Source organism: Legionella sp. 39-23, from assembly GCF_001897665.1.
Lineage (GTDB): Bacteria > Pseudomonadota > Gammaproteobacteria > Legionellales > Legionellaceae > Legionella > Legionella steelei.
In genome coordinates this window covers 116,097-139,765 of the sequence record NZ_MKTO01000006.1, presented here as the reverse complement: position 1 = coordinate 139,765, position 23,669 = coordinate 116,097, and the positions used below count along the sequence as shown (strand labels likewise).

Below are 23,669 nucleotides of genomic sequence, written 5' to 3'. Positions count from 1 at the left end.
GTAGGGCTGTAAACGGACCTTATTAGCATGGGTTATTGTTTCTATTGGATTTTATATAAGGATATTGGTGATGAAAAAATCAAAAGAGTTAATGTTAGGCTTGATGCTAATTAGTGCTACTGCGAGCGCTGTTGCTGACGAGCATTCTTTAGCGAAGTTAACTGATTTGGCAGGTGCATCCGGTTTTGAGAAGTCTGTTCGCGATGTAGTCAAGCAGCAATGGCAGCAATCAATGAATAACCTTAGCGTCGATGGAATGGGTAATTTAATTGGTCAATATAAATTGAATCAAAAAGGTCCCAATGTTTTATTAATGGCGCACATGGATGAAGTTGGGTACATGATTGAATCCATTACTCCTGATGGCTTTTTAAAGATTATCCCTCTGGGTGGTATTCCTGCTTCAGTAATTTTTGCACAACGTTGGATGGTTTCTACACCGCAGGGGCCTATTTTGGCTTATTCTGGAATGGATTCAACGCATCTTATCGAAGAGGCCAAAAAAAATAATCTGCCTGCGGCTCATGCAGTATTTCTTGACATCGGTGCAGAAAACAAAGAGCAAGCGGAAACAAAGTTTAATGTACGCCCCGGATTGCAAGTGACTCCTGCCAGTCAATTCAGTGCATTAAGTGACAATCGGTTTTTAGCGAAAGCACTTGATGACCGTCTAGGATTGGCACTCATTGGCGATGTTCTGGACTCTATTAAAAACCAGGAGCGACCGAATCAACTGTATGCTGCTGCAACGGTACAAGAAGAGGTTGGTTTGCGCGGTGCGAGTACAGTGTATCAGAGTACGCATCCAGATATTACAATTAATGTTGAAGTGGGTATTGCTGATGATTATCCCGCGTTAGTTGCCAAACGCAAAGGCCGCATCGCTTTAGGTAAAGGGCCTACTCTCTTTGTCTATGATCGTTCCATGATTCCTCATCAAGAGCTGCTTAATTGGATTTTGGATTTGGCCAAAAAAAATAACATCCAGGTGCAGTTGGAATCGGAAATAGGTTATGGACAAGATGGCTCAAAAGTACAAGGCTCTGGTTCAGGCGTTCCTAGTATTAATATCGGCGTCCCCATTCGCTATGCACATCAACAAGCTGGGGTATTTGATAAGCGGGATTATGACCAAGCAGTGAAATTAGTCAGTTTGATTGTGACTCATCTGAATCAGCAAGTAGTTGATCAAATCAAAGCAGGTTGAACCCTGTCGGTTGGGCCAAAGCCCAATCTATGGTGTACTTCTAAACCGCTCTTGACATTGTTGCAATAAATATCGCGCTGGTGCGTCATTGGGATTACTCGATACGATTTGTGCAAAAATTTTTGCTGCTTCATCAAATTGTTTTGCTTCATACTGATTCAACGCTGCAGCAAAAATAGGGGCGGAATCTTTTTTCAATTGCACATTGTCTGGGGTATTATGATTAAAAACCTCATAAATTTTGATGGGCTGGCTTTTGCCTTTTACTGTTGTTAAACCTAAGAAACGTAAATCGTATTTTTCTTTTCGTTGTAATTGTTCATAGGTTTCTTCGCCAATTATAAGTTCGATATTAAAAATTCGAGTTAATGTTTCAAGCCGAGAAGCAATATTGACCGCATCGCTAATCACACTGCAATCCATGCGCGCCTCAAAACCAACAGTACCTAGGATCAAGTTCCCGGTGTTTACTCCAATTCCCGCATTAATAGTGGGGAGAGCATCACGCTCGCGAGCAGTATTAAACGTATTTAATGCGTCTAACATAGCCAATGCAGCAGAAACTGCATCGTCAGCAGTATTAAACAATGCCATAATGGCATCGCCAATATACTTATCAATAAGACCTGAGTTTTTAAGAATGGCAGGATCCAAATAACTCATAAGCGTATTAAACAGATTGAAGATTTCAACAGGAGATAATTGTTCGGCCATTGCGGTAAAGGACTTTATATCAAAAAAAAGAACAGACATCTCTTTTTCAACGCAGTCGCCAAGTTTTATGTCTGCAATATTTTTACGATTCAGCACCCTCAGGAAATCTTGGGGTACAAAGCGTGCTACAGCAATTGCATTTTGCTGGATTTCGACCAATTTATCGATGAGTTCATTATTGAGTACCCGGACTTTTTGTTCCGCGACTTGTAGTTCTTGAAAATAAGAATTAGTACGCACCATATAACGCACCCGATATCCTAAGAGCGCCGGATTAATAGGTTTGGTGGTAAAGTCGGTAGCGCCAGCTTGGAACGCTTGATTAATTGATTCATAATCTTCTAAGCCAGTAACCATCATAATTGGCAGATAACGCCAATCGGGTAGTTTGCGAATTTCGGCACATACTTCAAACCCATTTAAGCCAGGCATTTCTACATCCAGTAGCATCGCATCAGGCTTTGATGTTTTAAGCAATTCTAGAGCTGCCTCTCCATGTTCTGCTTGCAGGACGTTAAAACCCACTTTGGTTAATGCATTACAGGTAATTAAACGCATGGTGGCGCTATCATCCACAACCAAAATCACTGGATTTTCTTTTTCCATAAAAGGGTTACTCATTTTCAGTGGCACAAATTCGTGTTAAGTAACTTGCAATCTGTTCCAAGCCGATGACTTGATCTACTGCATTCATTGACTGGGCAACAGCCCCCATGCCAAAAACTATGGAACTTTCTTGATTTTGCACCAAGGTATGTCCATGAGCCTCTTTTAACTCCAATAAACCTTCTGCGCCATCATTACTCATCCCAGTTAACAGGATTCCAATCGCTTTTTTCCCAGAAACCGTAGCAATTGATTGCAGTAGTCGAGTAATTGAAGGACAAAAACCAGAAACAGGTGCGCCATCAACTAACTTACATACCAATTGTTCGTGAACACGTTCAACTATCATATGTTTGTGTTCAGGAGCTATATATACAGTTCCCTTTTCAAGTGGTTCATGATCGACTGCATTTTTTACTTTAAGGCTTATATGTTCTCCTAGCCATTGGGCAAATCCGCGGATAAAACCACTACTCATGTGTTGAACAACCATAATGGGTAAAGGAAAGTCCGGAGTTAATTGCGAGAGAATCGTCTTCAATGCCATAGGTCCGCCAACCGAGGCCCCCATCGCGATAATTTCGTAATGATTCTCTTTAGTATGTTCTATCTTATGCTTTTTGCTTTCATCAAGATTCAAATGTTTCTTCAAGGGTATTTTAATAACACGAATCTCAGAAAGACTGCGTAGGATATCCACGATGTGTTGTCTGCTTTCTTCAAATGAAGGAGAAAATACATTCACCGGTTTTGTTAAAGCAGTTAATGCTCCTGCTTCCAGAATATGGAACGTAGCATGTATTGATTCATCATTCACCATAGAGCTTATCACAACAATGGGTCTTGGATTGTGCGCCATAATAATGCGTGTTGCCTCAAGCCCATCCATGATTGGCATTTGAATGTCCATCGTAATGAGGTCGGGTTTTAATTTTTCAGCTAATTCAATTGCTTCTTGGCCATTTTTTGCAATACCAATGACTTGCATGTCTTCTTCAGATTCTATGATGTGTTGAATTAATGCAGCTTCTGTTGGTGAGTCATCGGTAATTAAAATTTTTATCATAGGTAGTACTCACTATAGCAACATTCGCTTAATTATTTCAGCAGAATTTAATACGAAATTAATTTGATTGCTTCCTGTTAAGGTCGCTCCGATAATGCAAGGTATATTGGTTAGTGGTTCTTGTAAGGGTTTGAGTACAATTTCCCTTTCACCAATAATTTCATCGACAAACAAGGCAATTCGGTCTTCATTATTTTTGATTACAATAACCGAGATATATTCTTTAAAATTCTGTTTCTTTTCATCAAGATGCAGTGCCTTAGATAAAGAGCATAACAAAACGGGTTGTTCTTTGACAAGAATGGAAGGGATACCCTCCACGTTTATAATCTCATGTTTTTTTAACAACATGACACCTTCCACTGAGTTGGTAAGCAGTACAAATACTTGATTGCAACAGGAGATAATCAACCCCCGTTCAGTGGCTAATGTGAATGGAACTTTCAGATAAAAGGTCGTACCTTTACCGAGTTGGCTTTCAACACTAACCTGACCTTTTAAACGCAGCAAATTGGAGCGGACTGCATCCAGGCCTATGCCTCGACCAGAAATATCGGTTGCCACTTCACGGGTAGAGAAACCAGGTCGAAACATGAGCTCGTAAAGATCTTCTTTCTTCATATTTCCTAGCTCAGCTTGTGTCACCATATTTTTTTGCAGTGCAATACGACTCAAATCATCTGTCCTAATGCCGGCGCCATCATCAATTATTTTGAACACAATTTGGTTGTCTTCCTGACTGACCTTGATCTGAATATTGCCTTGTGACGACTTCCCAGCTGCTTCACGAATCTCTGCTTTTTCTATACCGTGATCAATTGCATTGCGTAAAAGATGCATAATTGGATCTTTTAAACCATCTAGGATTATCTTATCAATTTTTACATCATTACTGTTTATTTCAAGATTGACTTGCTTGTTTAATTCTTGAGCCAAATCACGGACAGTTCGTGGTAAATAACGTAATTGTGCGGAGACTGGGATAAGGCGTAAGGTGCGAATTTCATCTTGTAGTGAAGTTAACAGAAGAGATAATTCATTAATAGACAAATACATTTCTCTTTGCATTAAGTGAATTGAATTATTGATTTCAGATAATTCAACGAAATTTGTCGAGAATAGATAATCTATTGGTTCGTTTTTATCTTCAGCAAGCGTTTTAAAATAGGCTCTATTTTTTTTCCACGAAAGGAGCAGGTCATCGATTTTGAAATTCATTTTAGCCAGTTTGGAATAATATTCTTCAATAGCAAGTTTAATGGATTGAATTTCTTCTGTATAAAATGAAACGCTATCTAAATTTTGTAAAGAGACGCGTATTGATTCAAATTCACTGGCTTTAGCGTGTAGTTCTTGAGCCCCTGGAGCATGTGCAAGAGCTGACATGTATTGCTCATGTAGTTCTGATGTAGGCAATATGTCTTCAGCAGATAGCTTTGTGTATTGTTGCAGTTGCAGTAAGTGTTTGTTTAAATCAAAAGACAGTGGTTTTTGCTCGCTGTAGCATTGCATTGCTTCATTCATGTAATCGATCGATTGCAGACAAAGATTAATGAGTTCTGAAGAAATTTTTACATTTTTTTTCTGAATGGCTATAAATAATGTTTCTATATGATGGGCAATCTCACCGACATCATGAGCTCCTATACCACGTGCAGATCCTTTGATGTTATGGGCAATCCGAAAAATTTCTTTGAGCACATTCTGAAAATCTTGTTCTGATTTTGTTCCCTTTTCAAGCTGTAGCAAACCATCAGTAATCGTGATTAAATTTTCCTGGAGTTCTGATTTGAATGTCTCAACAATTTTTTTAATGAATTCATTATCCACTGTTTTAGAGGCGGTTGTTGTTTCAGCGGCTAGATTTTCGGGGACCGTAGATTTTCCTCCAGTGGTGGGTGCTGCTACTTGCTCTTTATCGATGAGTGCATTTTGTAATTGATGTAATAATTCATCAAGCGCAGATGAGTGAGGTTTTTTTTCTATAAAATCATATAGGATCTCGCGCATTCCATCTACGGCGTGAAATGTTAAACTTATGACTTCTGCGGCGACCTTCTGGGAAGGTGCAAACAGTTGTTCAATGCACGCAGCCATATTCCCCAGGTCATTGATACCAATAGAAAGTGCTGAGACCTTAATATTACGCCCTGCTCGCGAAATTTCTTCCTGCATGGGACTTAAATCAGCTGCTGATTCATCACGGTCAAATTCTTTTAAATTATCAGTGATGATAGTCAGTAATGATTCAAGCTCTGTGCTGAATGTTTCAAGCAACTCTTTTAATAAATGCTCGTCTGGAGCCATTGGATCCCCTAAACTTTATAAGTATCCACATCATCTTTTAGATGTTTGGCAATATTATCCAAATTCTGAATAAACGCCATCATCTCTTTTATGCCACTTGAAAAAGTTGAGGTCGTGCGATTTATTTCATTCATGCTCTCAACAATTTGTTCTATGCCGACCGCCTCTTGGCGAATGGCCACCTCAATGTGTTGGCTTGAAATAGCAGCTTCATTAAGCATTTTGCTCAGTGTCTGAATGACTTGGCCGGCTTTTTCGATGAGCTTTGTTCCGGAATCAAGGGTCCTTGTTCCTTCTTCAGTCACGGTGACTGCTTTTTCAGTAGTACGTCGAATGTCTTCAAGAATTTTTTGTACTTGCACCGTTGACTGTTCTGATTGCTCAGCAAGATTTCTTACTTCGGTGGCTACCGCCGCAAAACCTTTTCCAGCCTCTCCGGCTTTTGATGCCTCAATCGATGCATTTAATGCCAACATCTTTGATTGTTGCGATAGGGTATTGACCACGGAGGTAATATCACCAATTTGTTGTGTGTGATTACTTAAATCAAGAATGGTTTGTGCGATAAGCTTCATTTTTTCTTCTGACGCTTTAATGCCTTGAATACTTTGCTCAACGGACTCGGTACCGAGTTTCCCTTGTTCATATGTATTTTTAGCCACTTCACGCAGAGTTTGTGCTTTGGTCATGGTTTGTTTTGAGCTTTTATCAATTTCCTCTAATGAAGCACTGATTTCATTAATGGCAGAGGCTTGTGACGTAATCCCTTCAGCTTGTTCATTTGCGGAGGTGAGTACGGTCTCAACCATAGTAACTATATCATTGCTGACCGTAGTAATTTTTTTGGTAATTGAGGCCAAACCATCGGTCATCGAATTTAAATCTTTTCCCAACTCTTGCAGGATGTCTTCTTTATCAATTTGCAGGCGTTCTCTGAGATCTCCTGCCGCAACTTTACTGCTATGCAGCCTAAATTTTTTCGATGAATTAACCAGTTTTTCAAATAATTCGCGTGACTCTTCTTCTTTTGTGCGCAAGATTTCTTCATTTTTCCTAATCGCTTCCTGCATGGTTTTAAGCGACAAAAGCAATTTTCCTAATTTATCTGCAGAGGGAATATGGATGACTACATCACGTTCACCCGCAGCAATTCGCTCGGCAATATTAATTGCTTTGTCAACGGGACCTGCAATCGCTTGCTGGGTTAAATAGGGAACTAAAATGGTTAAAATAATAGTAAGGCTTAATAGCCAATAAGCGGTTGTCTTTAACGTGTTTAAGCAGCTACTAATTAGGCTGGCATTTTTTTCAACTTCATTCCCTAAAAGGACATATATGCCACCACTTCGTTTGCCCGATTCTGCAGAATAGTTCCCTAAGATAAGGTTAAGCATGTTATGCTTAACTTCTTTTGTCTTATTCCTACTGTTTGCTACATTATTAGGATCATTGGGGTTTCTAGGCACATTTATTATGGATGATTGCTCATCGTAAAGTGAGAGGTATAAATCTTGTAATTTATCCCACTGTTCTTGCAATTTTTTATTACCGAGTGTATGCATTGCTTCATCCCACTGGCTTCTAATATTATTGATATCATCCCATAGACGTGCAAAATGTATTTTCGAGTTCTCATCTCCAGTCATTGCCCAGTGTTCAACTACGTCTTGCGCTTGGAAAATTTGACTATCAAGAATTTGGGGTAAGTTTTCACTACGGATTTTTTGACTTAGAAAGACGACGGTATCGACTTTGGGTATCAAAAATAACATTAATATCAATAAAGGCAGGCTAAGAGTCATAAAGCCAATAAGTAATCGGGCGCGTACCGTAATAACAAAGCGTCTTTCATTACCATTAGTTTCCATGAGACTCTCCTGTCTTGTATAAACGCATTTTAATTTCCTGGTTTAAGCTGGGTATTATCGTTTCGATATTAATGATTGCAGTCACTGCATGATGCAAACCTAGAATATATTCCGGATTCGCAACATTGGCAGCGGATAAGGGTGATGCTAATTGGTCTGGTCGATAAGTTTCGCTGCCTTCAACCTGATTTGCAAGTAAGCCGAGAGTTATATTGTTTGCCTGGATAACAATTACAAATTTATTATCCTGTTGCACACGATGCTCGGCCTGACGAGGATGAAAAAATTTAGCGAGATCAACCACCGTAATTAATGCGCCACGCCAATTGAGTACTCCAGCGATAAAATGGGGCACAAAAGGAGGTCGCTCCATTGATGCATTATGCAAAATTTCTTGTACATACTGATAAGCAACTCCATAGCTTTCATTTTGGCCAAGTCTGAAGCGAATAAAAGAAATGCCATGATTTTTGCTGGTATCAATTTCCTGTTTTGCAAGTTGCTTGGCTCGTGCTTGCAGGATCTGAAGTGCGGCCTCACTTTGGGGCATCAATGATGAGGCTTGTTTTTGTTCTTTAGTCATCATTCAAAATCCTTCTTTGTTTCGCTATCAAGTGAGAAATAGATTGCACCATCATGATGAAAGACAAGATTTGTCCCTGTTGTCACAATAGGATCTGATGCACCCAGTATAAGATAAGCGTTTTTAGTCATACATGCACTGAGCTTTTGCATAATTTTTGTGGCAAGCTCATTATCAAAATAAATAAGCACATTGCGACATAAAATTAAATCCACCTCAAATATTCCATTAATTATGGATGGATAGCTGTTATCGCATAAGTTAAGGTATTTAAACTGCACTAAATTGCGAATTTCTGGTGAAAGATCATAGGTACGGCCATTTTTTAAGAAATAACGTTGTAGATATTTCTCAGGAATAGAACGCATGGACCACTGTCCATAAGTCGCTTTAGTTGCTTTTTGCAGCGCTGTGGTATTGATATCGGTGCCTAATAAATAGAGGTCCCATATATCAATATTGGGTATGAGTTCTGCCAACAACATGGCGAGGGTATATATTTCTTCGCCTGAAGAGCAACCCGCACTCCAAATTTTTAAAGTAAAATCGTGTGCCTTGTGTTTTATCAAATCAGGTAAAAGTTTACTCTCAAGTAAATACATTTGGCTTTTATCACGGAAAAAATAGCTTTCTCCTACGGTAATTGCTGCGACTAAATCAGCCAATAAAGAGGAGTTACTGGAGCAGTTTTTTAATTGCTGCAAGTATTCTTGAGGTTGATAATTGAATTTATTGCATGCTGTTGCAATGGTTTTTGCTAACTCTTGAGCTTGATTCACATGGATTACCAGCCCATAGCGATTATGGATTAATTCCATAAATGCAGGTTCAAGTATTTTTACGTCATTCAATGTATTATTGCCCATGTTCTATTACTCATGATTAGCGCCCAACTTGCTGATTTCTTGCGCTAATTTGAGCGCAAAAATCCAATTGACGTCGAGCAATAATGAAACACTGGTTTCTAGTGTGATGGCACCAAAAAAAGGTGAGTTATTATTTGTAAATTCTTCATGCACTTCGATTTGCTGTTGATCGATATCGCTTAAGCCAAGTACTTTGTCAACAATTAGACCAATTTGATGTATTCCATCGGAACACAAGAGAATCGGTATATTTAATGAGTATTGTTCATTGCGTGCTAAGCCTGTACAAATTGCTAAATCAAGCACAGGGATGCATTTATTTTTGAGATTCATTAACCCAACAAAATAGTCTGGGCAAGACGGAACAAGCTCTAACATAGGCAAAGGCAGCACTTTCTCTATATAGTTGAGGTCCATACAAACTTGTATGTCTTGTAACAGAAAGTGGAGAACTGTAAGGCTCTTTGGGGGCACTTTATTCTGTTCCTTAAATGGTCTCTGCAGAAACGCTACTGCGGGGGCGAATTGCGTTGGCGATCCGGTGTCGAATCCTCATCGCGCCGTTTCTCCTTGCACTTCATCCTCCTCAGCGGATTTCCGAAGAGGTCACATATCATTGTCATTTACCATCATTGGACGCGTCAATCTGGAACGCAGATGGAACCTAAATTTTTAATTCTATCTTATAGTTATAGACCTAATAAGATTGATGCACAAGACACACGCTATGTGTTTTATTAATGATTATTAAATCAGAAAAATCCCCACTCCTACAAGTGGAATAGGGAGCGGGAGAGGGCGTTTTTCCCCCCAGGAGAAGGGGAAATTTATTACTTCTCTTGGGATTTTTTATGTGCGAAATAATTTAAATCTAACTCGCGAGCGGCCTTTACATCATCCAGTCGTTTGACAGGTAGCGTATGTGGTGCTTCTTTCAGTAAATTAGGATTTGCGACTGCTTCTTCTCTAATAGTTTTCATGATATGCACAAATTGGTCTAACTCTTCCTTGCTCTCAGTTTCTGTAGGCTCAATCAGCAGACATTCTGGAATGAGTAGCGGGAAATATGTCGTTGGCGCATGAACACCATAATCCAATAAGCGTTTAGCAAAATCCATGGCAGTAACGCCGTATACTTTCTTTTCTGGACTTAGAGTAAGAATAAACTCATGAGAAGCACGTCGGCTTGGATAGGCTGCAGTAAAACCTGCTTTAGTGAGTTCTTTGAGCAGATAATTTGCATTTAAGGTTGCATATTCCGAAACACGGAGTAACCCTTCTTTACCAAGTACACGCATGTAAAAATAGGCACGCAGTAAAATACCTGCATTTCCCATGAAACAGGATAGGCGGCCAATACTTTGTGGATAATCTTGCCGGGTTGCCCATTGATATCCGGAGTCAGTTTTTTTCACTATTGGTAAAGGCATGAAGGGAAGCAAGCGCTTACCGACAGCCACAGGGCCGGCACCAGGACCACCTCCACCATGCGGTGTAGCAAATGTTTTATGTAAGTTTAAGTGCATGACATCAAAGCCCATGTCTCCAGGTCTTACTTTTCCTAAAATAGCATTGAGATTGGCGCCATCGTAATACAGTAAACCACCTGCCTGGTGCACCAGTGCCGCTATCTCTTTAATTTGGCGCATGAACAAGCCCAAAGTAGAGGGATTGGTCAGCATAATACCTGCTGTTTTGGGGCCAAGTTTGCTTTTTAATTCTTCAAGATCGATATCCCCGTCTGCAGCGGTTGCTATTTCAACGATTTTAAAACCACACATGACTGCAGAGGCTGGGTTTGTACCATGTGCTGCATCAGGAATCAGGATTTCATCACGGGCAGTGTCACCTCGAGATTGATGATAGGCTTTTATCATCGCAACTCCAGCAAACTCTCCTTGTGATCCCGCCATAGGCGTTAAGGAAACACCGGCCATCCCGGTAATTTCAGCAATATTTTCTTGCAAGCGGTATAATGACTCCAGGAAACCTTGGCTGTTATCCTCTGTTGCCAGGGGATGGCGGTTAAGAAAATTCGCCATAGACGCGGCTTTGTGAACTCCTCGAGGGTTGTATTTCATCGTGCATGAACCCAGCGGATAAAAATTACTGTCAATCGAGAAATTTTTATGGGATAAGCGCGTAAAATGTCTTACCACCTGTAATTCGGAGCAGGCAGGCATTTTCGGGGGCGTTTTTCGCTGCAATTCAGCAGGAATGGTGTATTTACTGATTGAGGTTTTGGGTGCTTGGGCAGTTGCCTGACGATCTTTTTTAGATAATTCAAAAATCAACATAATTTGCCTTCCATTTTTTGAATAAGTTCTTTAAGTTCAGCTCGATGAAGGACTGGAGTAAATTCAATAAACTGATACTCCGCAATCTCCGTCAGATAATAGGGGTCTTGTTTGAATATGGATTCGAGATAAGCTCGATCATTTGATGCGGCAATAATGATTCCACCAGTACGAGGTTTCATAGGACCTGAGGCCAGCAATAAACCTTGTTTATAATAGTAATCAAGAAATTCTCTGTGTGCTTGCAGGTACTTATCTACTTCACTTAGAGGAACTAAATAGGTTAACTGAATTACAAACATGGAACACCTCGCTGAGACAAAATGGATTTCAACGTTTTGGCATAAAACGCTATTTCCTCTGCAGTACGCATTTCTGTCGCGCAAATTAATAGGGTATTCGCCAATTGGGGGTAATGAACCTCTGGAGCATAACCGCCGGTGATTCCTGCATTCGCTAATTGCTTTAATACCTGTTCAACAGGTTGATTGAGTTTCAGCAATGCTTCATGAAAATAAGGGGCGCTAAAAACCTGTTCTACGCCATCAATTTTTATTAAGGCATCCACTAGTTCATGAGTATTATGGTGGCATTGGCTTGCAACTTGTTGTAAACCTTCTGCACCTAAAAGGCTCATGTGAATGGTTGCCGCTGTAACCAATAAACCCTGATTAGTACAAATATTTGAGGTTGCTTTGGCACGACGTATATGCTGTTCACGAGCCTGTAAGGTTAAGGTAAACCCTCTTTTCCCATCTTTGTCCACAGTGCAACCGATGATGCGTCCAGGCATTTGGCGCACATGTGTCATCCGCGTACTTAAAAAACCAAAATAAGGACCGCCTGATGCCATAGGTGCACCTAAAGGCTGACCTTCGCCACAGGCAATGTCTACCCCATGATTGCCCCAAGATCCTGGTGGTTTTAATAAGGCAAGCGATACAGGGTTGACGCAGGCGACGCTGACTGTTTTGTTTTGATGCGCCCAATCACTAAGTTCATCTACTTTTTCCAGGCAGCCAAAAAAATTAGGTTGTGCAATAACCAGTGCAGTAATGTCTTCTCCAGTATATTGCGCCAATGCAGCAAGAGAAGTAATACCTTGTTGTTCATCAAAAGGCAAAGTAATTACTTCAATGTGTTGGGTTTGCAGAATGGTTTCAATGGTTTCGCGGTAGAAAGGATGAATCGTCCCAGGAATTAATACACGATTTGTTTTACTGTGTTTATTGAGGCGCACTGCCATCAAAATGGCTTCAGCAAGTGCTGTAGCCCCATCGTACATGGATGCATTCGCTACTTCCATGCCGGTTAATTCGCAGATCATGGTTTGGTATTCGTAGAGCAATTGTAACGTGCCTTGGCTGGCTTCGGCTTGGTAAGGAGTATATGCTGTTAAGAATTCGCCACGTGAAGCAATATCCCACACCGCTGCAGGTATATGATGCTCATAGCATCCTGCGCCCATAAAGCAAATTCCATTACGATTTTTATTTGCCAGTGCTTGTGCTTCTTTTAGCATATCCATTTCATTGACACCGGCAGGTATATTTTGAAATCCTGCATATTGCAGAGATAATGGAATTTCATCAAATAAAGTTTGAGTATCTTGCGCGCCAATAGCGTCAAGCATCATTTTGCTGTCTTCAGGAGTGTGTGGGATATAGGGCATATTAATGTTCCTCAGCTATCTCATTTTGATATTGTTCGGCAGTTAATAAACTATCAATTTCACTGGGATGGCTTGGCTTTAGCTTGACAAGCCAACCAGCAGCATAAGGATCAGAATTGACAAGAGCCGGATTTTCAACGACTACTTCATTAACGGCAGTAACGATACCACTTATGGGGGAATAGAAGTCAGAGGCAGCTTTTACTGACTCGACAACACCTAACTCTTCACCTGCGCTCACTTCATCACCTACTTCAGGTAATTCTACAAAAACCATGTCACCCAATAATTGTTGTGCATGATCAGTAATGCCTACGGTTACTTCATTTTGTTCTTCTTTTAGCCATTCATGGGTGTTTGTGAATTTTAATTCATTCATTCGTATTGTCCTTATTAATATATAGCCTAGATGAAGCAAAAGTGGAACTTCGAGTCAGTCGCATCGACTTTAGTTCTACATCGTTTTATCCAGATTACAAGTTCTCATTTTAAAGTGCTTTTCCTGATTTAACAAAACGTGGTTTACCTACTTTTGCCGGAACTAATTTGCCACGAATATCAACCATGACTTCATCACCTGTTTCAAGTGGAACACGTGCTAAAGCAATGGATTTTTCCAAAGTGGGGGAATAGCTTCCACTCGTAATAATTCCATCTGCACAACCTGGAATTATCACTTTTTGTCCATGGCGCATAATTCCTTTATCCAACAAGGTAAGTCCTACCATTTTTCGCTTGATTCCTATTTGCTTTTGGGAGAACAAGGCGCCCATGCCGATAAAATCACGATCAGTAGGCTCCCATTTAATGGTCCAGGCAAGCCCTGATTCTAAGGGGTTAGTGGTTATGTCCATATCCTGGCCGTAAAGTAGCATACCTGCTTCCAGTCGCAGTGTATCGCGAGCACCTAATCCACAGGGATGTACACCCACCTGCACTAAGCTATTCCATAATTGAACTATGGACTCTTGAGGCGCGATGATTTCAAATCCATCTTCCCCAGTATATCCAGTGCGTGCAAAAAACCATTGTTCCACATCGACACATTCAAAATGAGTGAGTGTCGATACCGCATCAATTTGTGCGGGATTAAGAATTTTCAATGTTTTTTCTATTGCATTAGGTCCTTGGATGGCAATCATGGCCAAGTCTCTTCGTTCTTGTAGACCAACAGCGAAGCCTTCACTTTTTTTGCGAATCCAGGCTAAATCATTTTGTCGCGTTGCTGAATTTAGAACGACTCTATAGTTATCTGAAGCCCGTTGATAAACGATGAGATCGTCAAGAATGCCGCCGTGTTCGTTGCACATACAACTGTAAAGCGCTTTCCCATTGTGCGCGAGTTGATCTACGTCGTTTGTTAAAAGCTTGCGTAAAAATTGACGACCGCCAGCGCCAAGTATGTCAACAATCGTCATATGCGAGACATCAAACATGCCGGCATCTTGGCGAACATAATGATGTTCATTAAGCTGAGATCCATAATGCAACGGCATTTCCCAGCCATGAAAATCAACCATTTTAGCACCACATTCTTGATGTGTGGCGTGAAGGGGGGTTTTAGCAATCATAGTACGTCCTTTTTCAATCACTTTGATGTGGGTGATTATACCTATTGCGATATATACTGTATATTGCATACTGCATATTTCTTAGGACTACTTTAATGACAGGGCTAAATGTTTGGCGTTGGATGCTAGATTTAGGATGGTTGCTCTTTCTGTTAATACTCTTTAGACATTTCTGGCGTGATCGTCAACTTTTGCTGCAGGCGCAATCATGGCTAAAAGTTAAAGGGCAAATTACGGCCTGTGAATGGACAAAGGTAGGCCATAGTGTTTGGCCTAAAATTGAATACACATATCAGGTTAATGAGCAGAGTTTGATCGGGGAATATCTGTTTTTAGATACAGCGCATAATAATCCAAATAGCAAATATTCCCGTAGTGTAGCCTATAAAGCAGCCGTAGCTTTTCAAGAAAATGCAGAAATTGATGTTTATTATAATCCTAATCAGCCTGAGCAATCCGCTTTAGACGTAACCATACCAAGCAAATTAAATATTATTTTGATTTTGATTGGTATGTTAATTGTCGTGCACCTAGGTCTTATTGTGTGGCGTTATTTGGCGTAGGTGGGTTTGCAGCTGGCGAGTTTGTTGGGGGTGTATCCGTAGCGGGAGTATTTGGCACTGGCGTTGCTGGTTCGCTTTCCTCTTCAATAATGCATTTACAAGAGGGTTTAGTTGCTACGGACTGCAAATTAGTCATGCTGTATCCGCGTACCCCTTGGCCTGACGGTGCGGCTATAAAATTAATATTGATTTTCAGATGTTGCCGTTGTTGATACTGGGGATTCTGGTATACGACCAATAAGCGCATGGTTGCTTTCCAATGCGTTGGATCAATGTTTGTGATTACTGGTGGTTCAGTTGCTACCGAGCTCACTCTATATTGATTTTTTTGCACAGCTTCTGGCAATTTGGAAGCATTTAAAGCCTTATTGAAGGCAATCCAGCCATCAGCAGTAAAATATTTGGCTATTTTCTTTTGATCTTCGAGATAATTTTGATAGCTGTAGGTATATGTAGCAACAATAGCTTCATTGACCCAAACAGATAGTTCCGCCTGTTCTGATTGTGCATAACTGAATTGGAAGAAAAATGATAATAGAATAAAAGCTAATTTTTTGTTCATGCGCATGATCCCTTGTACCCTAAAAAATAGGTTTTTAGTGTAGGCCTGTTTTCAGATCTAATCAATTATTGGAATGAACTCATAGTGTAACATTGGAAAGTTATATTTGGCTGATCTTAAACGAAAAAAGAACTCAAATCTGACTTTCCACCAAGATTCGATGCACAAAAAAATCCCCGGCTGCGCCGGGGCAAATTGGATGTTTAGATAATAATCCAAACATTGCCCCGCTTAAGAGGGGGTAAAGCGGAGCTAAGCATTCGGGGGAAATGCTCACTATGTTTGACACATAAATTAACAAAAAGTTCAGTTTTTAATCAAATTTTTCTTATTTAAATCTGACTTGAATAAAGTAAAGTGGGTAACTTATTGAATATTAATGTACTTTAATAATTTACTCGTTATTTTATTTACAATTTTTTATCTGCGAATCTTGAGGACTATATTTTTTATAAGATTTAAAATGCCATTATTGCATAGAAAAGCGTTATATTCAGCTGCTTCAAGCTATCGATTAAGCCATCTTTATGGTATTTTACTATCCTTAAAATAAGCAGCTGAACTCGCACCAATAGAACTAATCCTGTGTCACCATTTGACATACCAGGGTTTATGTTGATGTTATTGTGCGTTTCATTGCTTTTTCAATAAAAATAAGGCCTATTTACAATTCTTCATTTTGCCAAGGCAGTAGAATTGTACACAGGCCTATACTGCGTGATTAATAAGTTGCAGAGTGTATTCTGGTGTCGACAAAGTTATTAAGGAGGCATGGTGCGAGAAAGTCGGTTCTACTTTGCTAATCCTGATAGATTTGGCCGATATATAAATCGTTGGGATTTGTTGCTTCTTGTTCTTGTTTTTTCCATCTTGTTCTTTTTGGGTTGGGCAGGCTCACAAATGGCCACTCCTTATCGATTAGGACAACAGATACCTATTTCTTTAGATCCTGCCAACCTACCGTTTTATGCATTACGTACGGTGTTGCGTATGTTTATTGCATTGTTTTTTTCAATCATTTTTACATTCATTATAGGGCTTTGGGCTGCTAAAAATCGACGCGCAGAACAAATCATTATTCCTGCTATCGATATTTTGCAATCCATTCCGGTACTTAGTTTTTTATCCATTACAGTGACTGGATTTATCCGTCTATTTCCTAACAGTTTATTGGGACCTGAATGTGCCTCCATTTTTGCCATTTTTTGCGCGCAAGTATGGAATATGACTTTTGGTTTTTATCAATCATTAAAAACTTTGCCACATGATTTACAAGAAGTTTCCTCTATGTTCCGACTTTCGGCATGGCAACGTTTCTGGAAATTGGAAGTGCCTTTTTCTATGTCGAGCTTATTGTGGAACATGATGGTTTCTATGTCTGCAAGTTGGTTTTTTGTGGTTTTATCAGAAGCAATTTCTGTCGCGCATCAAGACATCAGGTTACCGGGGGTAGGCTCTTACATTGCTTTAGCCATCCAGCAACGCGATATACATGCAGTAGGTTATGCCATTTTGGCGATGGTGATTGTTATTTTTTTATACGATCAAATATTTTTCCGGCCTTTAATTGCCTGGTCCGAAAAATTTAAAACAGAGCAGTCTCACGATGAAGCTGAATATCAATCTTGGTTAGTGGACTGGATACGCGGTAGTCGGCTAATGAAGCAGTTTGCTGAAATCATCGGTATTTGTACCGATCATTTTGTTAATGCGCGCTGGCTTAGGATCAACGAGGCTAAAGCAATTAAAGAAGTTGATTTTAAAAGACAGAAGCTCTTAGATCGCTTTTTGAGCATTTTGGTTTTACTCAGCGTTTGTTCGGGTGGGTGGTTTTTGTTGCGCTTTATCCTCGCTGAATTGAAAGTTAGTGATATTTTGCATGTGTTTTTGCTTGGTGCGGCAACGGGTACACGCGTCCTTTGTTTGATTTTCCTGAGTTCTTTAATTTGGATTCCAATAGGTGTGTGGATTGGTTTAAGGCCAAGAATTGCACAAAAAATACAACCTGTCATCCAATTTGTTGCAGCGTTTCCCGCGAATTTATTCTATCCTTTATTTGTCATTGCTATTGTCGCGTTTCATTTAAATGTAGAAATATGGGTGACGCCTCTCATGATACTTGGAACCCAATGGTATATTTTATTTAATGTGATTGCAGGCGCATCGAGTATTCCGCGTGAGCTTTATCTTGCCGCAGATAATTTTGGTTTGAAGGGATGGCTTTGGTGGAAAAGGTTGGCGTTGCCAGGAATTTTCCCCTTTTATATTACTGGCGCAATCACCGCAGCTGGTGGTGCATGGAACGCCAGTATTGTGGCAGAATTCGTGAGTTGGGGGGATACAACTCTGAGAGCCACTGGCTTGGGTGAGTACATTCAAGCCAGTACAGCAACGGGGGATTTCCCCAAGATTGCTTTAGGTACTGGGATGATGTGCTTGTATGTGCTTACTTTTAACCATTTGATTTGGCGTCCGCTCTATCGACTGGCGGAAGAACGTTTTAACTTTAATTAAAAGATATCTATGTCTGAAACCATTATTGCTATAGAAAGCTTGCGCAAGTCATTTAAAAAGGCAGCCGAACAAGATCTGCTGGTACTTGAGGATGTAAATTTTAAACTGCAAGAAGGTGAAATTGTCGCATTATTAGGTAAATCCGGTTCGGGAAAGTCTACATTGTTGCGTATTATCGCGGGCCTTATAACGCCTACCAGTGGCACAGTAACTTATAGAGGCAAACCGGTTACCCGCCCTGTTGATGGGATTGCGATGGTTTTTCAGTCTTTTGCGCTGATGCCCTGGCTTACCGTACTAGAAAATGTGGAGCTGGGCCTTGAGGCACAAGGTGTAAATCGCGAAGAGCGCAGACATCGTGCGATTGAAGCAATTGATATTATTGGCCTTGACGGCTTTGAATCCGCGTTTCCTAAAGAGCTTTCTGGAGGCATGCGGCAACGTGTTGGTTTTGCGCGTGCGCTAGTCATTAACCCAGATGTCTTATTAATGGATGAGCCTTTTTCTGCACTTGATGTCCTTACTGCAGAAAACCTAAAGTCCGATTTATTGGAGCTATGGAAGGAAAAGAAAACCAATACCAATGGTATTTTATTAGTGACTCATAATATCGAAGAAGCCGCCACATTAGCCGATAGAATTGTAATTTTTGGTAATGATCCCGGATACATTCGTGCTGAATTACCGGTTACTTTACCACAGCCACGTGAGCCTGAATCTCCTGAGTTTCGGGCCTTGGTTGATAAAATTTATACCTTAATGACAACAGGCCCCAAAGAAAAGGCAAAACGCGCACAAAGAGAGCGACAAATCGGCTTGGGATATCGCTTGCCTGATGTAGAACCTTCAGAATTGACGGGTCTGATTGAGACGATGACTTCTTTTGAAGAACGGATTGATTTACCAGAGCTTGCAGATGAGTTAATGATGAACATTGATGATCTGTTCCCTATTCTCGAAACTTTGGAAATATTAGGTTTTGCTAAAGTTTCTGCAGGGGATATTCAATTAAGTGACTTAGGGAAGCAATTTGCTGAGGCTGATCTTCAAGAGCGTAAGCAATTATTTGCGCAAAGATTATTGGAAAAGGTACCTCTTGCACGCCATATACGACGGATTCTCGATGAAAAAGTAGGCCATAGAGTTTCCGAAGAACGGTTTTTAAGTAAACTTGAAGATTATTTAAGTGAAAAAGAAGCCGACAGAGTATTACGCACCATGATTGACTGGGGGCGTTATGCTGAGATTTTTGCTTATGATTTTAATACCGGTATCCTCAGTTTGGAAAACCCTGGTAAAGGCGCCTAATAAGCGCCTTTATATCCTTAAAACGGCTTTCATTGTCTTCCTCCAAAATAAATGACGATTAGTTCAAAGAACACTTAAATTAAAACCAATAATTCGTTATTATTTTTGTTCAAGCTGATCTAAGGTGATTACTATGGAACAAAAAAGAGAATACGATGAGCACTTCAAGATCATTCTTTTAGGAGATAATGCGGTTGGAAAATCCAGTTTGATGCATGTCTATTGTGGCGGTACTCTCCACCCTATTGGTGAATATATGGACACAATGGGAGTTGATCAAAGAATAAAATGGATTAATGACTTTAATAAAAAAATACAATTACGTATCTGGGATGCATCGGGTGCTCCAAGATTACAAAAAGTAGTTGGCTCCTATTTTTCTAATGTAGATGCTGCTTTGATTTGTTTTGATCTAACCCGAAAAGACTCTTTACAACATACGCGCGAATATGTAGATAGTTTACGGGCTAAAAAAAATGTACCCATGATACTCCTTGGCTGTAAAGCAGATTTGGAGCAACGTCGGGAAGTATCTGTGGAGCAAGCACTTAAACTTGCTGATGAATTGGGACTCGATTATATAGATGTTTCTGCGTTTAAAAAATTGAACGTTGAGCAACCGTTTACTCAGCTCGTGAAGCAAATATATATTCGCAAGCAACTGGATAAAATTAAAGCCGCCGTAGAAAGGTATTTCGTAGATTACTTAAAAGAAATGGCACCTCTAGATCATAAAAATTTTTTTACAGAACAAGCCGTTTTACCTGTTGATAAGGAGAAAGCGTTAAGAAAAGAGTATGAAACTTATTTTAGAAAATTATTTTATTACAAAAGTGTAGAAGAGTTGGTTGCATTTTATAGTGGCGTTTTAGGGATCAAGAACAGAGCGGATGAACTCCATGAGCAAGAAAACCCTTTTAAGAGTATATTTGCTTCAAGTCCATTATCAAAAATGTTAAAGCAGACATTAGATGAGATAACGAATGTGTTCGCAGGTGTGAAGGGCTTATCCACGGCAAAAGAACCGATATCCCAGAAACCGACCGTAACCAATGTCGTTTAAATATGGCGTACTCATCGACGTAAACATATGTGTGTGAACAGTACATGGCTGAGCTGATAAGCCCAGCTGTAAAACAACATAAGGGTAAGCAAGTGCTGGGCTTGTCAGCCCAGCCTACTTTACTTTTCGGGTACGCTACGTTGACGTAAAAGAGCGAAAAATTTACCCTTTGCGAGTGAGGTAATTCAATATTTCCAATAAACGCTCTGGGTTGCCAGCCATTTGTAAATCTGTTTTATATTTATTATTCACTACAAAAGCGGGAACAGCATTAATTTGATAAGTGCCCATGAGGCTCATACCATTTTGTACACGCATATCTATTGTTGGTGAATTTTCAAAAGCGCTTTTCGCAATTTCTTTATCAACACCTTGGGTAACGAAGAAATTGATCATGGCTTGTTTTGAATCTAAAGTTTTTCTATCTTCTTGTATGGCCTTGAAGAGTAAAAGATCCATCTTATCCGAAAGTGCTAGTGTTTTTGCAGTATAATAAGCTTTCGCATAAAGCTCCCAAGAAGGTTTGAAGACCACTGGGACGCGTTCGAACTGAATGTTGTTACCCATTTTACTCACCCATACATCCAGAGGTGCTTCTATTTTGTAACACCAAGGACAGCCATAGCTAAAAAACTCTTCGATGATGGGCGTTTTATTTTTATTGTTTGCTGCTTGGGGATTAGTAACAACTTGATAGTCCTTACCTTCAACAAATGACGCGGCAAGAGCCATTGCGGGTAAGAGTAAGAGTACAGCGATTAATTTTTTTAACATAATTTAGTTTCCTAATGTAACCCTTCAATATAATGTGCAACTGCTTCCATATCATCCTGACTCATTCTACTACTAATATCTTGCATGATATGGTTTAAATCATTTCTTCTCTTACCGTCTTTAAATGCATTCAATTGCAACACGGTATATGCAGCATGTTGACCTGAAAGCACCGGAAAGCCCGCTTGAGCATTTCCCGTTCCTTTAGGCCCATGGCAGGCAATGCACGCCGTAATCCTTTTTGTAAAATCCCCTCCACGATAAATTTGTTCACCGCGCTTAAGAAATTTTTCAGGTGTGCTGCCTTGAGCAAGAGGCATTTTAGCATAATATGCTGCCAAGTCATCCATATCCTGCTCGTTCAGCATGCTAACAATAGCGCGCATGGTAGGTACATCGCGTAGGGTGCTTGCTTTGATGTCCTTAAGTTGTTTTATAAAGTATTTGGGATGTTGTCCGGCAATATTAGGCCAGTCGGGATTGGGACTGTTACCTTGTAGACCATGACAGGCGGTACACACTGCTGCTTTATTTGCTACGGGGTTCGTGTTTTCTTGGGCAAAAAGGGTGAGAGGTATACAGAGAATAAGAGTGAGTACAAATTTTTTCATCGATTTCTCATAATAAATTCTTGAAGTAATGGTACACTGCCTTGGTTGAAATCCCAAAATATTATAATTCATATGTCAGAAAATCCTTATTCTAAAGCAGTATTCTTAAAAAGTGCTGCACGTGTATCCCACTTACCTGAAGACTCAGGATATGAAGTGGCTTTTGCCGGACGCTCAAACGCAGGGAAGTCTAGTGCGTTAAATTGTTTAACTGGCATCAAAAATTTGGCCAGAACCAGTAAAACCCCTGGACGTACTCAATTAATTAATTTATTTGGGATCGATGAAGCGCGTCGTCTTGTCGATTTACCGGGCTATGGTTATGCCAAAGTTGCTTTACAGGTGAAACTAGAATGGCAAAAAAATTTAGCCCATTATCTTGAAGTAAGGCAAAGCTTAAAAGGGCTGATCTTACTCATGGATATTCGCCATCCTTTAAAAGATTTAGATCTGATGATGATCGATTGGGCTTTAGAGCGTGAGCTTCCAGTCCATATTTTATTGACAAAGTCAGATAAATTAAGTCGCAGCGATGTAAAGAATGCCGTTTCTAAAGTGCGCAAACATTATGAGTTGGCAGAACATTTAATTACGGTGCAATCTTTTTCTTCGTTGAAAAAAGAAGGCGTTGCGGAATTGATTGCTTTGCTCAATCAATGGCTTGATTTATCGTAGTGTCAATTTGATGTTGGCGCAACCTACAGCTGATATTTACTTTTTAAAAATTGCAAATGTGCTTTTACTGTTGGCCATTCGCTGGCAATAATGCTGTATACGTATGTGTCCCGTAACGTTCCATTGGGCATCATCATATGATTTCTCAATACACCATCAAGTTTGGCCCCCAGGCGTTCGATCGCTTTGCGGCTTTCATTATTGAAGGCATGTGTCCGAAACTCAACGGCAATGCAATTCATTGATTCGAACGCATGGGTGAGTAGAAGCAACTTACATGCTGTATTAAGGCCTGTGCGTTGAACATGGTTACGATACCATGTGCCTCCTATTTCAACGCGACGATTTACCCTATCAATATTCATATAAGTCGTCATGCCCACTGCTTTCCCTTGTGTCTTGTCAATTACAGCAAATGGCAGCATGGAGCCTTCTTTTTGCATACTTAATCGTAGATTAATGTTGTCACGCATTTTGTGCGGCTCAGGGACAAAGGTATACCACAGTTGATGTAAGCTCCCATCAAGAACTGCTTCTGCAAGCGCATCATGATGCTCATATGCTAAAGGCACTAGAGCACAATGATCATCCTCTAAGATTATGGGGTGGAATGAGTTTTCCATAATTCGTTCTCTAGCTCATTTTCCAAGACTTCTCTGCATTTTTTAATTGCTCGCGATACTCAAGATACTTATTACCGAAGAGCGTTACTGTCAAAACAGCCGCATTGATGGCATTTGTGCTATGGATCAGCGTGCTTTAAACTTTTCTAGAGTTAAGCTGGCTTCTTCCATAATGGCCCAATCTGATTTTGAATCCATCAGTATTGATATAAGTATTTC

Annotated in this window: 22 protein-coding genes; 6 read left to right on the top strand and 16 right to left on the bottom strand. The window is 40.1% G+C overall.

From position 1 onward, the window contains the following. The first annotated feature begins 70 nt into the window (after positions 1-70). On the top strand, positions 71-1,207 hold the full coding sequence (locus tag BGO44_RS03260; protein WP_273198080.1) for a M42 family metallopeptidase: 1,137 nt from the start codon (positions 71-73) through the stop codon (positions 1,205-1,207). A 27-nt stretch (positions 1,208-1,234) separates the two neighbouring features. Here BGO44_RS03260 and BGO44_RS03255 read toward each other — a convergent pair whose 3' ends face one another. The 12 genes from BGO44_RS03255 to gcvT form a co-directional block, all read right to left on the bottom strand. Next, positions 1,235-2,527 carry a response regulator gene (locus tag BGO44_RS03255; protein WP_273198081.1) on the bottom strand — a complete coding sequence of 431 codons (1,293 nt, stop codon included), beginning with the start codon at positions 2,525-2,527 and terminating at the stop codon, positions 1,235-1,237. A 7-nt stretch (positions 2,528-2,534) separates the two neighbouring features. Beyond that, on the bottom strand, positions 2,535-3,593 hold the full coding sequence (gene cheB / locus BGO44_RS03250; RefSeq protein ID WP_058511289.1) for a chemotaxis-specific protein-glutamate methyltransferase CheB: 1,059 nt from the start codon (positions 3,591-3,593) through the stop codon (positions 2,535-2,537). A 12-nt stretch (positions 3,594-3,605) separates the two neighbouring features. Next, positions 3,606-5,900 (bottom strand): chemotaxis protein CheA, encoded by a 2,295-nt coding sequence (locus tag BGO44_RS03245; RefSeq protein ID WP_273198083.1) that lies wholly within the window; start codon positions 5,898-5,900, stop codon positions 3,606-3,608. A gap of 8 nt (positions 5,901-5,908) precedes the next feature. Next, positions 5,909-7,768, bottom strand: coding sequence for a methyl-accepting chemotaxis protein (locus tag BGO44_RS03240; RefSeq protein ID WP_058511287.1), 1,860 nt, complete (start codon positions 7,766-7,768; stop codon positions 5,909-5,911). Continuing rightward, on the bottom strand, positions 7,758-8,354 hold the full coding sequence (locus BGO44_RS03235) for a chemotaxis protein CheW (RefSeq protein ID WP_058511286.1): 597 nt from the start codon (positions 8,352-8,354) through the stop codon (positions 7,758-7,760). Before BGO44_RS03235 ends, BGO44_RS03240 begins: the two co-directional genes overlap by 11 nt. After that, entirely contained in the window at positions 8,351-9,217 is an 867-nt protein-coding gene (locus BGO44_RS03230; RefSeq protein WP_273198084.1) for a CheR family methyltransferase, read from the bottom strand. Before BGO44_RS03230 ends, BGO44_RS03235 begins: the two co-directional genes overlap by 4 nt. Before the next feature lie 6 nt (positions 9,218-9,223). After that, positions 9,224-9,691, bottom strand: a complete 468-nt coding sequence (locus tag BGO44_RS03225; protein WP_273198085.1) for a chemotaxis protein CheW — start codon at positions 9,689-9,691, stop codon at positions 9,224-9,226. Positions 9,692-10,047: 356 nt separating this feature from the next. Next, positions 10,048-11,514, bottom strand: coding sequence for an aminomethyl-transferring glycine dehydrogenase subunit GcvPB (gene gcvPB, locus BGO44_RS03220; protein ID WP_273198086.1), 1,467 nt, complete (start codon positions 11,512-11,514; stop codon positions 10,048-10,050). Further along, positions 11,508-11,816 carry a YciI family protein gene (locus tag BGO44_RS03215; protein ID WP_273198087.1) on the bottom strand — a complete coding sequence of 103 codons (309 nt, stop codon included), beginning with the start codon at positions 11,814-11,816 and terminating at the stop codon, positions 11,508-11,510. The genes gcvPB and BGO44_RS03215 overlap by 7 nt, the downstream gene beginning before the upstream one ends. Beyond that, the gene (gene gcvPA, locus BGO44_RS03210; RefSeq protein WP_273198088.1) at positions 11,807-13,186 is read right to left on the bottom strand and encodes an aminomethyl-transferring glycine dehydrogenase subunit GcvPA; all 1,380 of its coding nucleotides are present in this window, start codon (positions 13,184-13,186) and stop codon (positions 11,807-11,809) included. Before gcvPA ends, BGO44_RS03215 begins: the two co-directional genes overlap by 10 nt. A 1-nt stretch (position 13,187) precedes the next feature. Then, on the bottom strand, positions 13,188-13,565 hold the full coding sequence (gcvH, locus tag BGO44_RS03205; protein ID WP_058511280.1) for a glycine cleavage system protein GcvH: 378 nt from the start codon (positions 13,563-13,565) through the stop codon (positions 13,188-13,190). Positions 13,566-13,674: 109 nt separating this feature from the next. Next, positions 13,675-14,757: a glycine cleavage system aminomethyltransferase GcvT gene (gene gcvT, locus BGO44_RS03200; RefSeq protein ID WP_273198180.1), complete on the bottom strand. Its 1,083-nt coding sequence runs from the start codon at positions 14,755-14,757 to the stop codon at positions 13,675-13,677. 95 nt (positions 14,758-14,852) lie between these two features. Here gcvT and BGO44_RS03195 point away from each other — a divergent pair, with 95 nt between their 5' ends. Further along, entirely contained in the window at positions 14,853-15,320 is a 468-nt protein-coding gene (locus tag BGO44_RS03195; RefSeq protein ID WP_058511279.1) for a DUF3592 domain-containing protein, read from the top strand. On the opposite strand, the gene BGO44_RS03190 is transcribed toward BGO44_RS03195, so the two are convergent. After that, complete coding sequence (locus BGO44_RS03190) at positions 15,295-15,882, bottom strand: DotI/IcmL family type IV secretion protein (protein ID WP_058511278.1); 588 nt, start codon at positions 15,880-15,882, stop codon at positions 15,295-15,297. The two genes, BGO44_RS03195 and BGO44_RS03190, sit on opposite strands and share 26 nt — an antisense overlap. A gap of 774 nt (positions 15,883-16,656) precedes the next feature. Here BGO44_RS03190 and BGO44_RS03185 point away from each other — a divergent pair. The 3 genes from BGO44_RS03185 (at position 16,657) to BGO44_RS03175 (ending at position 20,767) form a co-directional block, all read left to right on the top strand. Further along, positions 16,657-18,396, top strand: a complete 1,740-nt coding sequence (locus BGO44_RS03185; RefSeq protein ID WP_157070767.1) for an ABC transporter permease — start codon at positions 16,657-16,659, stop codon at positions 18,394-18,396. 9 nt (positions 18,397-18,405) lie between these two features. Further along, positions 18,406-19,704 (top strand): ABC transporter ATP-binding protein, encoded by a 1,299-nt coding sequence (locus BGO44_RS03180; RefSeq protein WP_058511276.1) that lies wholly within the window; start codon positions 18,406-18,408, stop codon positions 19,702-19,704. 133 nt (positions 19,705-19,837) lie between these two features. Continuing rightward, positions 19,838-20,767, top strand: coding sequence for a Rab family GTPase (locus tag BGO44_RS03175; protein WP_273198089.1), 930 nt, complete (start codon positions 19,838-19,840; stop codon positions 20,765-20,767). A gap of 162 nt (positions 20,768-20,929) precedes the next feature. Here the strand turns inward: BGO44_RS03175 and BGO44_RS03170 are convergent, their stop codons facing one another. Beyond that, positions 20,930-21,541, bottom strand: coding sequence for a thiol:disulfide interchange protein DsbA/DsbL (locus BGO44_RS03170; RefSeq protein ID WP_058511274.1), 612 nt, complete (start codon positions 21,539-21,541; stop codon positions 20,930-20,932). 11 nt (positions 21,542-21,552) lie between these two features. Then, on the bottom strand, positions 21,553-22,152 hold the full coding sequence (locus tag BGO44_RS03165) for a c-type cytochrome (RefSeq protein ID WP_273198181.1): 600 nt from the start codon (positions 22,150-22,152) through the stop codon (positions 21,553-21,555). Positions 22,153-22,224: 72 nt separating this feature from the next. On the opposite strand from BGO44_RS03165, the gene yihA reads away from it, so the two are divergent. Continuing rightward, positions 22,225-22,827 carry a ribosome biogenesis GTP-binding protein YihA/YsxC gene (yihA, locus tag BGO44_RS03160; RefSeq protein ID WP_058511273.1) on the top strand — a complete coding sequence of 201 codons (603 nt, stop codon included), beginning with the start codon at positions 22,225-22,227 and terminating at the stop codon, positions 22,825-22,827. A gap of 23 nt (positions 22,828-22,850) precedes the next feature. Here the strand turns inward: yihA and BGO44_RS03155 are convergent, their stop codons facing one another. After that, on the bottom strand, positions 22,851-23,450 hold the full coding sequence (locus tag BGO44_RS03155; RefSeq protein ID WP_058511272.1) for a GNAT family N-acetyltransferase: 600 nt from the start codon (positions 23,448-23,450) through the stop codon (positions 22,851-22,853). Positions 23,451-23,669 lie beyond the last annotated feature (219 nt).